General features: G+C 69.1%; 16 protein-coding genes. 7 read left to right on the forward strand and 9 right to left on the reverse strand.

Going from position 1 to position 15,445, the window contains the following annotated elements; genetic code table 11:
- Positions 1-12: 12 nt before the first annotated feature.
- On the forward strand, positions 13-1,938 hold the full coding sequence (locus GXW79_RS00790) for a PhoX family protein (protein WP_211872303.1): 1,926 nt from the start codon (positions 13-15) through the stop codon (positions 1,936-1,938).
- 37 nt (positions 1,939-1,975) lie between these two features.
- On the opposite strand, the gene GXW79_RS00795 is transcribed toward GXW79_RS00790, so the two are convergent.
- The 6 genes from GXW79_RS00795 to GXW79_RS00820 all read right to left on the reverse strand — a co-directional run bounded on the left by GXW79_RS00795 (position 1,976) and on the right by GXW79_RS00820 (position 6,672).
- Complete coding sequence (locus tag GXW79_RS00795; protein ID WP_211872304.1) at positions 1,976-2,782, reverse strand: ABC transporter permease; 807 nt, start codon at positions 2,780-2,782, stop codon at positions 1,976-1,978.
- Entirely contained in the window at positions 2,782-3,714 is a 933-nt protein-coding gene (locus GXW79_RS00800; protein ID WP_367614768.1) for an ABC transporter permease, read from the reverse strand. The genes GXW79_RS00795 and GXW79_RS00800 overlap by 1 nt, the downstream gene beginning before the upstream one ends.
- Positions 3,699-5,351 (reverse strand): peptide ABC transporter substrate-binding protein, encoded by a 1,653-nt coding sequence (locus GXW79_RS00805; RefSeq protein ID WP_211872305.1) that lies wholly within the window; start codon positions 5,349-5,351, stop codon positions 3,699-3,701. The genes GXW79_RS00800 and GXW79_RS00805 overlap by 16 nt, the downstream gene beginning before the upstream one ends.
- Positions 5,330-5,620 (reverse strand): type II toxin-antitoxin system RelE/ParE family toxin, encoded by a 291-nt coding sequence (locus tag GXW79_RS00810; protein ID WP_211872306.1) that lies wholly within the window; start codon positions 5,618-5,620, stop codon positions 5,330-5,332. The genes GXW79_RS00805 and GXW79_RS00810 overlap by 22 nt, the downstream gene beginning before the upstream one ends.
- A 1-nt stretch (position 5,621) precedes the next feature.
- Complete coding sequence (locus tag GXW79_RS00815) at positions 5,622-5,882, reverse strand: hypothetical protein (protein WP_211872307.1); 261 nt, start codon at positions 5,880-5,882, stop codon at positions 5,622-5,624.
- A 70-nt stretch (positions 5,883-5,952) separates the two neighbouring features.
- Entirely contained in the window at positions 5,953-6,672 is a 720-nt protein-coding gene (locus tag GXW79_RS00820) for an orotate phosphoribosyltransferase (RefSeq protein ID WP_211872308.1), read from the reverse strand.
- Between the two features lie 42 nt (positions 6,673-6,714).
- Here GXW79_RS00820 and GXW79_RS00825 point away from each other — a divergent pair, with 42 nt between their 5' ends.
- On the forward strand, positions 6,715-7,647 hold the full coding sequence (locus GXW79_RS00825) for a mitochondrial fission ELM1 family protein (RefSeq protein ID WP_367614769.1): 933 nt from the start codon (positions 6,715-6,717) through the stop codon (positions 7,645-7,647).
- Positions 7,648-7,729: 82 nt separating this feature from the next.
- Positions 7,730-8,599 (forward strand): glycosyltransferase family 2 protein, encoded by an 870-nt coding sequence (locus tag GXW79_RS00830; RefSeq protein WP_211872309.1) that lies wholly within the window; start codon positions 7,730-7,732, stop codon positions 8,597-8,599.
- A 289-nt stretch (positions 8,600-8,888) separates the two neighbouring features.
- Here GXW79_RS00830 and GXW79_RS00835 read toward each other — a convergent pair whose 3' ends face one another.
- Positions 8,889-9,860, reverse strand: coding sequence for a phosphoribosylaminoimidazolesuccinocarboxamide synthase (locus GXW79_RS00835; RefSeq protein ID WP_211872310.1), 972 nt, complete (start codon positions 9,858-9,860; stop codon positions 8,889-8,891).
- A gap of 41 nt (positions 9,861-9,901) precedes the next feature.
- Positions 9,902-10,519, reverse strand: coding sequence for a hypothetical protein (locus tag GXW79_RS00840; RefSeq protein ID WP_211872311.1), 618 nt, complete (start codon positions 10,517-10,519; stop codon positions 9,902-9,904).
- 188 nt (positions 10,520-10,707) lie between these two features.
- On the opposite strand from GXW79_RS00840, the gene GXW79_RS00845 reads away from it, so the two are divergent.
- Genes GXW79_RS00845 through GXW79_RS00855 form a run of 3 tightly spaced genes read left to right on the forward strand, consistent with a single transcriptional unit; the run spans position 10,708 to position 12,331 of the window.
- Positions 10,708-11,778, forward strand: a complete 1,071-nt coding sequence (locus GXW79_RS00845) for a tartrate dehydrogenase (protein WP_211872312.1) — start codon at positions 10,708-10,710, stop codon at positions 11,776-11,778.
- Positions 11,772-12,041 (forward strand): DUF3297 family protein, encoded by a 270-nt coding sequence (locus GXW79_RS00850; RefSeq protein WP_211872568.1) that lies wholly within the window; start codon positions 11,772-11,774, stop codon positions 12,039-12,041. The genes GXW79_RS00845 and GXW79_RS00850 overlap by 7 nt, the downstream gene beginning before the upstream one ends.
- A 50-nt stretch (positions 12,042-12,091) precedes the next feature.
- Positions 12,092-12,331 carry a hypothetical protein gene (locus tag GXW79_RS00855; RefSeq protein ID WP_211872313.1) on the forward strand — a complete coding sequence of 80 codons (240 nt, stop codon included), beginning with the start codon at positions 12,092-12,094 and terminating at the stop codon, positions 12,329-12,331.
- Between the two features lie 10 nt (positions 12,332-12,341).
- Here the strand turns inward: GXW79_RS00855 and GXW79_RS00860 are convergent, their stop codons facing one another.
- On the reverse strand, positions 12,342-14,282 hold the full coding sequence (locus GXW79_RS00860) for a vWA domain-containing protein (protein WP_211872314.1): 1,941 nt from the start codon (positions 14,280-14,282) through the stop codon (positions 12,342-12,344).
- 237 nt (positions 14,283-14,519) lie between these two features.
- Here GXW79_RS00860 and GXW79_RS00865 point away from each other — a divergent pair, with 237 nt between their 5' ends.
- Positions 14,520-15,443 carry a manganese catalase family protein gene (locus GXW79_RS00865; RefSeq protein WP_211872315.1) on the forward strand — a complete coding sequence of 308 codons (924 nt, stop codon included), beginning with the start codon at positions 14,520-14,522 and terminating at the stop codon, positions 15,441-15,443.
- Positions 15,444-15,445 lie beyond the last annotated feature (2 nt).

The raw sequence follows: 15,445 nt of genomic DNA on the forward strand, positions 1-15,445 counted from the left end.
CGGACTTCCCACATGCTCGAGAATGATCCCGACGACATCGCATCCAACCCCGATCCGCGCGAGCCGGTCGGCCTGCTGATTGAACGCCGCCTTTCGCGCCGTGCCGCGCTGCTGGGCCTCGCCGGTGCCGCCACGCTCACCGACCAGCTGGTCGCGAGCGCGCAGGCGCAGGTGCCCGTCCAGGGCGGTCCATCCAGCCTCGCCTTCGGCGAGGTGCGCCACCAGCTCTCCCAGCATGACGCGGTGCCGGAGGGGTACGAGACCCAGGTCGTGATCCGCTGGGGCGACCCGATCCTTGCCGAAGCGCCGGCCTTCAACCCCAATGCGCAGACGCCCGCCGCCCAGGCCGGCCAGTTCGGCTACAACAACGACTACATCGACTTCAAGCCGCTGCCGCAGGGCTCCAACACCGCTGATCACGGCCTGCTCTGCGCCAATCTCGAATACACCAATACCAACCTGATGTTCGCCGGCATCGGCAGCGGCAGCGGCGCGCGCATCCGCGCCAATGCCGAGCAATCCCACATCGAGCGCATGGCGCATGGCCACGCGGTGGTCGAGATCCGCAAGACCAACGGCGTCTGGGGCTATGTGCGCGAGAGCCGCTACAACCGTCGCATCACCGGCGACACGCCGATGCGCATCTCCGGCCCCGCCGCCGGCCATGCGCTGATGAAGACGAACGCGGACCCGACCGGCACGCGCGTGCTCGGCACGCTCAGCAACTGCGCCGGCGGCAACACGCCCTGGGGCACGGTCCTGGTCGCCGAGGAGAACTTCAACGGCTATTTCGGCGGCGCCTCCGCCGGCACCGGCCCGCAGGGCGAGATGCACCGTCGCTATGGGATCGTCGCCGCGGCGCAATACCCTTGGGGCCGCTTCGAGGACCGCTTCAACCTCGACAAGGAGCCCAATGAGCCGAACCGCTTCGGCTGGGTGGTCGAATACGACCCCTACGACCCGGAGAGCGTGCCGGTGAAGCGCACCGCGCTCGGCCGCGTGAAGCATGAGGGCGCAACCCACGCTGTCAGCCATGACGGCCGCGTCGTCATCTATTGCGGCGACGACCAGGCGATGGACTACGTCTACAAGTTCGTCACCGCGCGCCCGTTCAACCTCAATGACCGCGCTGCCAACCGCGACATGCTCGATGAGGGCACCCTGTTCGTCGCCAAGCTGCAGGATGACGGCAAGCTCGAATGGCTGCCCGTGGTGCACGGCCAGGGACCGCTGACGGCGGCCAACGGCTTCGCCAACCAGGCCGAGGTGCTGATCAACACCCGCCGCGCCGGGGACCTGCTGGGCGCGACGCCGATGGACCGCCCCGAGGACGTGGAGACCAACCCGGTCAATGGCCGCGTCTATGTCGTGCTGACCAACAACACGACTCGCGCGGAAGGCAACGCCGCCAATCCGCGTCCGCGCAACGCGCATGGCCACATCATCGAGCTGATCCCGCCGCGCGTCGGCAATGCGGTGGACCACACCGCGACGGAAGGGCGTTGGGAGATCTTCCTGATGGCGGGCAAGCCCGGCCAGGATGCCGGGGCGCGCTACCATCGCGCCACCTCCGACCAGGGCTGGCTGTCCTGCCCGGACAATTGCGCCTTCGACAGCAAGGGCCGCATCTGGATCGCGACCGATGGCGCGCCCACGGCAGCGGGTATCGCCGATGGCCTCTACGCCGCCGACACCGCCGGTCCGGGACGGGCGCTGACGAAGCTGTTCTACCAGGCGCCGACGGGCGCCGAGGTGTGCGGGCCGTGCATGGCGCCGGATGACCGCACCATGTTCCTCGCCATCCAGCATCCCGGCGAGGATACCGGCAGCACCTTCGAGGCGCCCTCGACCCGTTGGCCCGACTTCGCCGAGGGCATGCCGCCGCGCCCGGCCGTGATCGCGATCGTGAAGAAGGATGGCGGCATCATCGGCAGCTGAGAGGCGGGGGCGCCGGCAGGGAGGCCGGCGCCCTCCCTTACCGTGCGCGCACGCCGTCCGCGATGAGAGTGCAGCCCGCGACCGCCATCAGGATGGCGAGGCCCGGCCACACCGCGGCCATCGGCGCGGAGAAGACCAGCTCCTGCGCATTGGCGAGCATGTTCCCCCAGGACGGGTTCGGCGGGGCGATGCCGAGGCCGAGGAAGCTGAGCGTGCTCTCGGCGAGGATTGCGCCCGCCACCGCCAGCGCCGTCGCCACACTCACCGGCACGGCGAGGGCGGGCAGCACATGGCGCATCAGAAGCCGCGCCTCGGTCACGCCCAGCGCGCGCGCTGCGCGGACATGGTCGCGCGCGAGCACCGAGAGCGCGGCCGCACGCGCCAGGCGCGCCACGCCCACCCAGCCGAAAAGGGTCAGGATGCCCACGATGCGGATCATGTCCGACGCCGCCTGCCCGCGCGGCAGGCCCACCACCGAGGGATCCACGGCGGCCAGGACCACCAGCAGCGGCAGCGCCGGCAACGCGAGCATCCCATCGGCCAGGCGCATCAGAAGCGCGTCCACCACGCCGCCGCGCCACGCCGCGAGCAGCCCGGCCGCGGTGCCGATGATGCTCGCCGCCAGTGCCGTCGCAATGCCGACGGCGAGCGAGACTCGCGCGCCTTCGAGTAGCCGCGTCAGCAGGTCGCGCCCGAGATCATCTGTGCCCAGCCAGTGCTCGGACGAGGGCGCGGCGTAGCGGTTGAACAGATCGGGTGCTGCGGAATCCTGCCCCAACAGGGGCGCAGTCAGAGCGCCGGCCACCAGCGTGCCGAGCAACGAAACACCGAGCCAGAACCGCATCAGGCGGAGATCCGCGGGTCGATCACCCGTTGCGCCACATCCGCCGCGAGGGTCGCCAGCATGGTCACCAGCGCCACCAGCAGCAGGGCGAGCAGCGCGAGGTTGTAGTCGTTCCCCATGATCGCGTCGTAGATCAGCTTGCCCATGCCGGGCCGCGCGAAGACCGTCTCCGTCACCACAGCGCCGGAGACCAACGCGCCGGCATCGAGCGCGGCGATGGTCAGCACCGGCACCGCCGCATTGGGGAAGACGTGTCGCCACAGCACGCGCGGGCCCGACGCACCCTTGGCGCGCGCGGTGCGTACCCAGGGCTCGGAGAGTGCGACGCGCATCGCAGCCGCGGTGTGCCGCGCATAGGCGGCAATGTTCGCGACGGCCAGCGTGGCGACCGGCAGCACCAGGAAGCGCAGGCCGAGACCGTCATCGGCGGACCCGCCCGCCGGCAACCAGCCGAGCGTCACCGCGAACAGGATGATGAGCAGGATGCCGAGCCAGAAGGAGGGCATGGCCTGGCCGAGCACCGCCACGGCGTCCACCCAGGGGCCGCTGCGCGGTCGGGCGGCGGCCAGCACGCCCAGTGCGATGCCGCCGGCCGCGGCGATGGCCAGTGCACAGCCGAGCAGCAACAGCGTCGACCACAGAGCCGGCCACAACACGCTCGCGGCCGGCACCGCGAAGAGGCGCGAGTAGCCGAACTCGCCGTGCAGCACGCCCGTCGCCCAGGCGCCGTAGCGGGCGAGCAGAGGCCTATCCAGTCCATGCAGCGCCCGCATCCGCGCCGCATCCTCCGGCCCAAGCCGCGGGTCGCCGGCGATGGCGAGCTCGATCGGGTCGCCGGGCATCAGCCCGATCAGCGCGTAGCTCGCGAAGGAGAGCAGCCCGAGGACGATGGCGATCTGGAGAAGGCGGCCCGCAATCACCGTACGCGCCACCCCTCCACCCAGAGTGAGGAGTAGTTCAGGTGCCCGGTCGGCCGCACACCCTCGAGCCAGGTCGGCCAGACATGCGCGTCGGAGCGGAACCACAGCGGCAGCGCCGGCAGATCCTCGGCGTAGATGGCCTGCAGGCGACGGAACATCTGGGCGCGCTCGTCGCGGTCCAGTTCCTCGGGCAGGGCTTCGAGCAGCGCGTCCAGTTCCGGGTTGCGGTAGGCGCCAAAATTCTGCCCGGACCAGTTGCGCTCGGCGCGGGGGATTTCGTCGGAATGCAGCGTCGTGCGAGGCACGCCCTCCGGCGCGCTGACCCAGGCAAACAGCACCCCGCCCTGGAAGCGGCGGCGCGACAGGGTCTCGGCGAAGAGCACGCGCGGGGGCTCGTTGCGGATGCGCGCCTCGATGCCGGCCGCGCGCCATTGCGCCTGCACCACCTGCTGCACCTGTTCGCGCGAGCGGTTGCCGGCGGTGGTCATCAGGTCGATCGACAGGCGTTCACCGCCGGCATTGCGGCGGATGCCGTCGGGCCCGCGCCGCCAGCCGGCCTCATCGAGCAGCGCGCCGGCGCGGGCTGGGTCGTGTGGCCATTGCCGCACATCCGGATCGCTCATGGGGTCGAGCGGGTTGACGGAGGTATGCGCGACCGGCTGCCGCCCCTCGAAAAGGCGCGCCACGATCTGCGCGCGGTCGAGCGCCAGGATCAGCGCTTGGCGCACGCGCCGGTCCGCAAGTGCGGGGTTGTCGTGGTTGAGGTCGAGATGTTCGTAGGTGAGGCCGGGACGGTATTCGAAGCGGAAGCGCGCGCCGACCCGGCGTTCGAGTGCCGCCACCTGGTCGAGCGGCAGGCCCAGTTCGCCCGCGATCATGTCGATCTGCCCGGCGAGAAGCTGGGCTTCCATCGCGGCGGTGCTTTCGATGGTGCGGATCTGGATGCGGCGGAAGGCGGGCGCGGGGCCAGACCACTGCGCGTTGCGCTCGAGCGTGACGCCGGCGCCGGGCTGCACCGCGGTCACGCGGTAGGGGCCGTTCCACAGGCCGGGATTGGCCGTCTCCGTGTCGTAGGCGGTGCGGGTGCGGTAGGTGGCGGGAGCGGCTTCCCAACGCGCGCGGTCGATATGCGCCGGCAGCGGCTGGAAATCGCCCATGGAGGCGAAGTCGAAGGTCAGCTTGTCGAAGCGCAGCGTCACCGTGCGGGCATCGACGACGATCAGTTCATAGGCGCTGCGGTAGAATTCGGCGGGGCCGAATCCGGTGGCGTCATTGCGCCCCGCTTCCCAAGCGAAGCGGAGATCCTCGGCGCTGACCGGCACGCCATCGCCCCAGCGCAGTCCCTCGCGCAGGCGGTATGTCACGCGCACCCCGGGGCGGCCATTGGGCGCGGTCTCGCGCACGGCGAGGCCGTTCTCCAGCGTCGGCAGGGTCTCGCAGGTGAGGCAGACGAGGCGCCAATCGGCATCCCAGGCGGTGAGCGGGCGGCGGGCGAAGCCGAGCACGTAGGATTTGGCCGCCATGGACTCGATGTTGGGGTGGAAGGTGGAGGGGAATTGCGTGATGCCGATGGTGAGCGTGTCGCGGGGTTGGGCGAGCGCGGGGCCGGCGATCAGGCAGGCAAGGATCAAGCGGGGCCAAAGGGCCATTGTCGTGCTCCATGCCAGACGGCGAGGATGAGGATCATGCCGTCCTCCGGCGCCATGCGATACACCAGTCGGAACGGCGAGCGTGGAATGGCGAAGACTCGAAGATCCGTGCCCAGGGGGCGGCCGATCTCAGGGAAATCCATGAGCCGACCGGCGGCCGCTTCGCTTCGGCTCACCAGCGCATCTGCCGCATCCGGGTTGTCGCCGGCGACGTGGTCCCGGGCGGCGCGCAACTGGGCGCGCGCGACGCCCGACCCGCCGAGCCTCATGTCAGCCCGGCTTGCGGGCGCGGAGGGCGGCGGCCCAACCGCGCATCTCCTCCATCACCTCGTCATGCGGCATGATCAGCCCTGCGGCGATATCCGCCTCAGCCTGCGCGAGCTCCGCCCGTGCTTCCTCGAAATCCGCGATGCGCCACGACGGGACAGCCAGCGCCACCGCCTCCGGCGAGCGCCCTTCCGAGGCTGCCAGCGCTGCGATGCCGGCGCTCAGCGCCTCCGGCAAATCAAGCGTCAGACGCATCGCGCCCATGGCAAAGAACCTCCGATCATCCGGCGCAACCTCCAAGCCGCCCAGCCTGACTGTCCAAGCCTTCTGCGGCTCACTCCATCCCCTTGGGCTTGGCCTCCGCCAGGCTGCCGATGCCGCCATGGCTTTGTGACCACCCCACCGGGTTCTCCAGGAACTTCCGCACTTCCTTGAGCGCAGCTTCCGAGAAATAGGGCCGCTCCCGGCAGACTTCCAGCACGTCCCACCAGGTGCACAGCGCGTGCAGCTGCAGGCCCATCTCCTTCATCGTCTCGAAGCTGCCGGGGAAGACGCCGTAGTAGAACACCACGAAGGTGTGGTCGCAGATCGCCCCCGCATCGCGCAGCGCCTTGCAGAAGGCGATCTTGCTCGCGCCGTCGGTGGTCAGGTCCTCGACCAGCAGGGTGCGCTGGCCTTCGGGCACGTCGCCCTCGATCTGCGCGTTGCGGCCAAACCCCTTGGGCTTCTTCCGCACATAGGCCATCGGCGCCATCATCCGGTCCGCGATCCAGGCGGCGAACGGGATACCCGCGGTCTCGCCGCCGGCGACGCATTCGATCGACTCGTAGCCGATGTGGCGGCCGATCTTCTCGACGGCCAAGTCGCAGATGCGCTTGCGCGCACGCGGGAAATAGATGATGCGGCGGCAGTCGATGTAGACCGGGCTCTTCCAGCCGGATGTAAAGGTGTAGGGTTCCTCGGGGCGGAAATTCACCGCCTTGATCTCGAGCAGGATGCGCGCGGTGGTCAGCGCGGCATCGCGGTCCCAGTCGGAGGCATGGGTGGCGGACATGGCAGGTTCCCTTCGCTCCGCCTGTGGTAGTGCGCGGGGCGCGTGACGTCCACCGATCCCGCGATCTGGGTCCTGGCCGACCCGCGCGCGGGGACCGCGGCGCAGGCCCTGGGCATTGCCGAGGCGATCGGCGAGCCGTTCCGCACCATGCCCCTTGCTTGGTCGCCCTTCGCCCGGCTGCCGCTGCGCTGGGCGACGCTGGCGGGGCTGAGCCGGGCGTGCCGTGCGCAGTTCGCACCGCCCTGGCCTCGCCTGGTGATCAGTGCCGGGCGGCGCGCGGCGCCGGCTGCGCTATGGCTCGCGCGCCGAGGTGTGCGCACCGTCCACTGCATGGACCCCGGCTTCGCGCGCGCCCGCTTCGACATGCTGGTGATCGGACAGCACGACGCGCCCCCGACGCGCCCCAATATCCTGCCCATCCTGGGCGCGACCCACCGCATGCCGCAGGCACGCTTGGCCGCCGCGCGTGAGGAGTTCGCGGCGTTGGGCACGCTGCCGCCCCCGCGCGTCGCCCTGCTGCTCGGCGGGCCGGTGCGCGGCGAGGCCATGGACCCGGCCGTGGCGGTCGCGATCGCCGAGCAGGCCAAGGGGCTCGGCGCCAGCATCCTCGCCAGCGCGTCGCGCCGCACGGGCCTCGCGGCGACCGATGCCCTCGCGCGCGCGCTGGAAGGCACCCCGCACCGGCTGTTCCGCTGGGGCGATCCCGGCCCGAACCCCTATGCCGGCTTCCTCGCCTGGGCCGACCTGCTCGTCGTGACCGGGGACAGCGTTTCCATGCTGAGCGAATCGCTCGCGACGGGCGCCCCGCTGCTGGTTGCCGATCCTGGCGGCCTGGGTTCGCGGCACCGCCTGCTCTCCGAGTCGCTGTTCGCCAGCGGTCTCGCCGCCCCGCTAGGCGCGGGCACCGCGCCGGGCCCGCGCGCCGCGCTCGATGAGACCGGACGCGTCGCGACGCGGGCGCGCGGGCTGCTGTGACATCCGCGCGTCGGTTGTTACGGGGCTGGCGCGCGCAGCGCCGCTGCCGTTAAGACAGGCTGCGGTCCTAGGGAGAGCACGCTTGCGCATCGCCGCCTTCACGATGGTGCACAACGAGGCGGATTTCCTGCCGCTCTGGGTGCGCCACTACGGGCGCGAGTTCGGCGTCGAGAACCTCTACTGCATCGACCATGGCTCCGATGACGGCTGCACCGATGGCCTTGGCATCTCCGTCACGCGCTTTCCGCGCAGCCGGAAATTCGACACCGCCGTGCGCTCCTTCCTGGTCGCGAACTTCCACGCCTCGCTGCTGCGTACGCACGACGTCGTCGTCTTCAGCGACGCGGACGAGTTCCTGGTCGCGGATCCGGCGAAGTTCACCGGGCTGCGCGAGGCGATCGCCGCGTCCGGCGCGCCGCTGCTCCGCGCGATGGGGCTCGACGTGCTGCACGAACCGGCGCGGGAGGCAGCATTCGATCGCCGCCTGCCGATCCTGGCGCAGCGGCGGCGGGTGAAATTCGCCAGGCACTACTGCAAGACGCTCATCGCCTCAGTGCCGGTGCGCTGGGGGCCGGGCTTTCACGCCTGTTCGTCGCATGTTCAACCCAGCGGCGAGCTGTTCCTGTTCCACCTGAAATACGCCGACCGCGACATCTTCATCCGCAGCCTGGAAACGCGCCGCCAGGTCGAGCGCTCGGCGATCGATGTGGACAAGGGCTATGGCTACCAATGGAGGATGGGCACGGCGGAATACCTCGATCTCGCCTATGCGAACCCGGCCTTGGCGCCGCCCGGCGGCGATGCGGCGCTCGCCCCGTTCGACGCCTACATGGAGCACTGGCGCACGCAGATCATCGACAACGCCGTCATGCCCGACGAATGGCTCACCCCGCCGGTGGTCCTGCCGGAGCGATTCCGCGACACCATCCCGGGGCTTGCGGCACCGGCCTGATGCCATCAGCTCCCACCGTGAGCAGCGCGGCGCGCGTCGCAGGCAGGGCGAGGAGCACCAGCACAGTGCTCCGCCCATCCCTTTCGGCGGACATCAACAGCGAGCCAGGTGAAAAGCACGGGGAGCGCGAGCGCGATCAGCCACTCGGGAAAGGTCGCGTCGGTCAGCATCCCGTCGCGCGCACCCATGATGAAGAAGCCGGGTCCCGAGGATCAGGGCGCGTACGAGGACCAAGCCGATGTGAACAGGACCATCCCGCATCGAGCGCCGCGCGGGATGGAAGATCCAGTCAGCCCGCCATGAAGCCCGCCAGGTTGCGGCGGATACGCGTGAGCACCGCCTCGTCGGTGGGCGGCAGCGGGAAGTCCGTGCCGGTGATCGCCTCATAGACGCTGATGTAGATCCGCGACGCCTCGAGGTTCACCTCGGCGGGGATTTCCGGGATCGCGTCCACATAGGGGTCGCAGCGCGCGACGACCCAGCTGCGGACGAAATCCTTGTCGAAGCTCTGCGGCGTCTGCCCGGCGCGGTGGCTCTCGGCGAACCAGTAGCGGCTTGAATCGGGCGTGTGGATCTCATCGGCGAGGACGATGGCGCCCGCTTCGTCGAAGCCGAATTCATATTTCGTGTCAGCGAGGATGAGGCCGCGCTCCGCAGCCACCTCGCGCCCGCGGGCGAACAGCGCGAGCGCGCGGGCGGAGACCTCCTCCCACTGCGCGCGCGTGAGCAGGCCCTCCGCCAGGATGCGCTCGGCGCTCAGCTCCTCGTCATGGCCGGCGTCAAAGGCCTTGGTGGTTGGCGTGATGATGGTCTGGGGCAGCTTCTGGTTGGCCAGCAGGCCGTCGGGGAAATGATGGCCGTAAATCTCCCGCCGACCGGCCTTGTACATGGTCAGGATGGCCGTGGACGTCGTCCCGGCCAGGTAGTCCCGCACCACGATCTCGACCGGCATGATGGCGAGGCGCTTGCACAGCAGCGCGTTCGGATCGGGGTAGGACAGCACGTGGTTCGGGCAGAGATCCGCCGTGCGTTCGAACCAGAACCGCGCGGTCTGCGTCAGCACCTCGCCCTTCAGCGGCACGGCGGTGATGATGCGGTCAAAGGCGCTCAGCCGGTCGGTCGCGATGATGATGCGGCGCCCGTCCGGCAGGTCGTAGTTCTCACGCACCTTGCCCCGGTAATGGCCAGGCAGCTCCGGGATGAACGCGTCCTGCAACGCGTGACCGGCATAGGGGCGGAGATCTTCGAGTGTATGGGTCATGCGCCGTCATAGCGCGGCGTGTGCCGCGCGATAAAGCGGCGCTAGACTAGGTCGCCCAGATACTCCCAGCTGCCGCCCGGCGTGGTGCGCTGCAGGATCCAGTTACGCAGATCCTTGGGCAGGGTGTGCTTGCCGTCGAGGTCGATGAAGTAGCCCACGCTCTCGTCGCCCTTGGCCGCGATCTGGTAGGCCAGGACGACGTATTCCGAGCAATACAGCGTTGTGACGAAAGGCCCGTCCGCGCCGAGCCGCAGCAGGTACTTGGCCACGCGCCCCTTGGCAGAGGAGCCGTAATCCGAGGTGCCGGTCCAGCTTTTGAAGAAGGCGCGGCCCTTGCCGTAGCTGCACCGCGTGGACAGCGCCACGGCGGCATCGGCGATCTTCTTCTCCGCGCTCACCCCGCCCTGGGTGATGAAGCGCAGTGACTTGCACCGGAACACGCCGGTGGGACCGCGACCCTGCGCCCAGGTGCCGGCCTCGTCCTGGGTGACGCCCTTCGAGGAGGTCGCGTGATAGACGATGTTCGGACGATCCACGCGGCCGCTCGCTGCGTTGATGCTCGTCGTGCCTGCGACCAGCCCGCAATGGGAGACAGTGTTGCTGGCGGCGGTGATCAGGATATCGCCCAGCTTGAGGGTTTTCGGATCGACTGCCGGCACGATGACCTCCACAGACCTTCAGGGATCGAAACGATAGCATTTTGATCGACCCTGTCGCTGGTCATTCGATGCTCATGAGGAATATTTCGTCGCCTTCAGGTCCTGGTGACCCGCCCTGCGGGGGTGGCCCCTTGCCGCCGGCGCGCCTGGACGCCACTCTCCGCCCCCTTTCGGCAGGACCACGCCCCATGACAAAAACGCACCGCATCGCCGTCATTCCCGGCGACGGCATCGGCAAGGAAACGGTTCCCGAGGGGCTGCGCGTGCTCGACGCCGCGGCGCGCCGCTTTGGTTTCGACCTCGCGCTCACGCATTACGACTGGTCCTGCGAGACCTACGAGAAAACCGGCAAGATGATGCCCGATGACGGCATCGACCAGCTGCGCGATAGCGAGTCCGTCTTCCTCGGCGCGGTCGGCTGGCCCGGCGTGCCGGACCACATCTCGCTCTGGGGCCTGCTGATCCCGATCCGGCGGCAATTCGATCAGTATGTCAGCCTGCGCCCCTGCAAGCTGCTGCCGGGGTCCAAGACGCCGCTGGCGAACCGTACGCCCGCCGAAATCGATTTCTACGTCGTGCGCGAGAATACCGAGGGCGAGTATTCCTCCGTCGGCGGGCGGATGTTCCCGGGCACCGAGCGCGAATTCGTCTCGCAGCAATCCATCCTGACGCGCATCGGCACCGACCGCATCATCAAATACGCCTTCGAGCTGGCGATGAAGCGGCCGCGCAAGAAGCTCACCAGCGCCACCAAGTCGAACGGCATCACCTTCACCATGCCCTATTGGGACGAGCGCTTCGCTGAAATGGGCAAGTCCTACCCGGAGGTGACGACCGACCAGTTCCACATCGACATTCTCTGCGCCCATTTCGTGCAGCACCCGGACTGGTTCGACGTGGTGGTGGGCTCCAACCTGTTCGGCGACATCCTCTCCGACCTCGGGCCCGCGGTTGCGGGGTCGATCGGCATCGCGGCCTCGGCCAACATCAACCCGGAGAAGAATCACCCCTCGATGTTCGAGCCGGTGCATGGGTCGGCCCCCGACATTGCGGGGAAGTTCATCTGCAACCCGATCGGGCAGATCTGGTCAGGCGCGATGATGCTCGACCACCTGGGCGAGCCGGAGGCCGCAAAGGCGATCACCACCGCGATCGAGAAGCTGCTCGCCGAAGGCGGGCCGCGCACCCGCGACATGGGTGGCCAGGCCGGCACCGAGGATGTCGGCCGCGCCATCGCCGAAGCGGTCGCGGCATCGTGAGCGCTCTTCCCGACCGCCTCTCCAACGACCCGAGCAGCCCGTTCTACGACGAGGCGCTGCTGGCGCAGGGCGTGGGCATCCGCTTCAAGGGTGTCGAGAAAACCAATGTGGAGGAATATTGCGTCTCCGAAGGCTGGGTGCGGGTGTCGCTGGGCAAGACGCTCGACCGGCGCGGCCGGCCGCTGACGATGAAGCTCAACGGCGCGGTCGAACCGTATCTGCGCAGCATAAGCCCGCTTGATGCGGCGCCGCCTCCGGACTAGTCTTTGCTGACACATGCGAGTGATTCGCATCTGGAGGCTCGGACTGACCTATGGGTAGCGACTTCAGCCATATCGCCCGCCGCTGCGAACGCGCCGTCGTCACCGCCTATCGCGAGCTGCGCGTGGTCGGCAATCCCGACCTCGCTGCGTTCCGCGCCTGCACCGCGCTGTATCGCATCCACCACCCCGAGGCCTCGGTGAACGAGGCGCGGCTGCTGGTCTCCGAATGGATCGACCATCACGTCGTGCGTGGCGACACCGGCCCGACGGATGGTTGCGACTGCCCCTGAGGGCTAACGGCTACTCCACGACGACGGGCACGCGCGCCAGCACCACGGCGCGCGATGTCGCGGACACGTAGCGAAGCTCATACGAACCGGGTTCGGCAGGCGCATTGATGCTGGCGCGCCCATCGGTGATCCCTTCGAGATAGGTATCGCTGCCGCCCATGCGCTCCTCCGGCGGGTCGCCGGCGCGCGCGAAGGTCAGGTAGTCCGACGCGGCGGCAGGCCCTTCGAAGCGCAACGCGATTTCGGCGCCGCGTAGCGCTCGCGCCGGCGCTTCCACCCGGGCGACGCCCGCGCTGACCGCGACCGCGACGCGCTGGAGCACCTCGCGCTGGCGCACATAGCGCAGCTCCTGCGCACCGGCGTCGGGTAGGGGCTGCAGGAGCACCGGCGAGCCGGAGCTGACCAGCCCACGCAGCCAATGGCCATCAACATAGTCCCCATCCGGCGTGCCAACGGCAACGACCCCTATCCAGTCGTCGTCGGTCGGGGTGCCGGTGAAGGCGACGCTCATCGGATAGCCCGTGCGCGCGGTGGCGGACGCCGTCATGCGCAGGGAGGACGCGACCACCCGCAGCGGCCGGCGCGCGAGCACGACGCCCTCGCTCGCATCCACATAGCGCAACTCGTATTCGCCGATGGCGGTGGGCGCGGTCATCTCGCCGCTGCGCGGCTCGGTCATGCGGACCTCGTTGCCGACTGAGGCGCCGGCCTGCGTGCCGATTTCCAGCCACAGCCCGTCGCCGGTCGGCCCTTCGACGGTGAACGCCACGGGCGTTCCAGCCTCGACCGCGTCGGGTGCGGTGATCCGCGCGGTGAAGGGCTGCACCGCGATGCGCGCCGTGCCGATCACGGCGCCGGTGCGGGCGTGCAGGTAGCGCAGCTCGTAGTCACCAGCGGTGGCGGGCATGCGCATCGCCGCAGGGTTGCCGGCCCTGGTCGCCACATAGGGCCGCGACTCCAGCGGCGACGTTGCGCCGGCGGCAATGATGGCAATGACGTCGCCTGGCTCGTCCGGCCCCCGCCAGGCGATTGGAAGGGTCGCGATCGCGGCGGGCGTGGCGGTCTCCGGCGTCAGCGTCGCGGTCGGCACCGGCAGAGTGATCGGAACCACGATGCGCGCCGGCACATTGGCGGTGACGGTCGCCTCGACCGCGCCGCTGCGCCCGGCGGCGATGCCGGCCACGCGATAGCGGCCCGGCGCGAGCGCGACGTCGCCTGTCACGTCCTCCAGGAAGGCGGTGTCCTCGCCGATCCGTGTCACCGCGAAGCGCGCGCCGTCCAGCGCGCGCGGACCATCCATCGCGACCAGCGGAATCCGTCGCTGCGCCGCGACCTGCGCGGGCCGCGCAGCTGCCACCTGGCGCAGCGCGGCGCCGAGCTCGCTTGCGTTCTGCGCCGCGATGAATCGCCCGCCGGTGCGCTCGGCGAGGCAGGAGACCCGCGCCCGCTCCGCCGGCGTGCGCAGGTCGAAGCCCACCACATGGATGGTGAAGGCGGCATTGCTGCGTTCCAGCTCGGCCGCCAGCGCGCAGGGATCGCCCTCGCAGGTCTCGATGCCGTCGGTGACGAGGATCACCGTGCCGCCGCGCCGCGCGACATCCAGAGCGGTAGCGGCCTGGCGGAGCGATTCCGTGATCGGCGTGCGCCCGCGCGGCACCATCGCATCGGTTGCGCCCGCGAGGCGCGCGGCATCCAGCGCGCCCAGCGGCACCAGCATTTCGATATCGCCGCAGTCATTGGCGCGGCGATGGCCATAGGCCATGAGCCCGACGCGCCCACCCGGCGGCAGCGCGCCGTACAGCGTCCGCGCCGCCTCGCGCGCGATCTCGATCTTCGTCCGCCCATCGATGCGTCCCCACATCGAGCCCGAGGCGTCGAAGATGATTACCGTCTCCTGTGCCCGCGCCGCGGACGACAGCAGCAAGACAATCAGCACAACAACTGCGCGCATGGGTCGGACGCCTCGTTTCGAAATCGTCCCGGCGGCGCGAGAATGCGGCGCCGGCGCGCCGGCATCAAGATACAGGGCATGACCGCGCTATGCGTAAGGACAGCATTCGAGGATGTGGAGCCCCGATGGCTTGAAGAACCCTGATCCACCAACGCTTGTGTGACCCACATCGGTCGGGCGAGCGGGCAACTCGGTTGAACGCGATCGGTTCCCCTTGCTCACAAGGAGGACTGCGTCATGTTCCTACGGATCGATAAGCTGCAAGCCGAACTTCCCGCCCCCAAGCGCCGCGACCCGAATGCGGCTGCCGCGCTGCAGGAATTGCTCGGCGGCAAGTACGGCGAGATGTCCACGCTCAACAACTACATGTTCCAGAGCTTCAACTTTCGCAGCAAGGAAAAGCTCCGCCCCTTCTACAGCCTGGTCGCTTCCATCACCGCCGAGGAGCTCGGCCATGTCGAGCTGGTGAGCAACGGCGTGGCGATGCTGAACAACGGGCCCGACAGCGATCTCGACGAGAGCGATGGCGGCGACATCAGCGGTGCGCCCTTCGAGGCGATGAAGGACATCCGCCTCGCGGCCGGGTTCTATTCGAACGGCGGCGGCGCGATGCCGATGAACAGCAACGGCGCCTCGTGGAACATGGACTTCGTCACCACCACCGGGAACGTCGTGGTGGACCTGCTGCACAACTTCCATCTCGAATGCGGCGCGCGCCTGCACAAGCTGCGCGTCTACGAGTCACTCAGCGACCCGACGGGGCGTGAGGTCTGCGGCTACCTGCTCGTGCGCGGTTCGGTGCATGCCCACGCCTATGCGCTGGCGCTGAAGCAGATCACCGGTGTCTCCATCGAGGACATGCTGCCGACGCCGAACATCGATCTTTCCAACATCCCGGAGTGCCAGAAGTACCTCGACGAAGGCTCACACCGTCGCCTCTATACCTTCAGCCCGAGCAACTACAAGGAGATGGCGGGCATCTGGGGCAATGGCGAGATGGCGTTGCCCGGCGACCCCGATGGCGAGCTGACCGTCGTCGACGGTGCACCGGAAGGCGGCAAGATCCACCAGCTGACTGGTGTTCCTTCGGCCTTCACGCCCGACTATGCGCCTGAGGAAATGTTCGAGATCGCCGAGAAGCTCTACAAGAAGGCGCGCTGAAC

The sequence above is a fragment of the Plastoroseomonas arctica genome, from assembly GCF_018128965.1.
In the GTDB taxonomy this organism is placed as follows: Bacteria; Pseudomonadota; Alphaproteobacteria; order Acetobacterales; family Acetobacteraceae; genus Plastoroseomonas; species Plastoroseomonas arctica.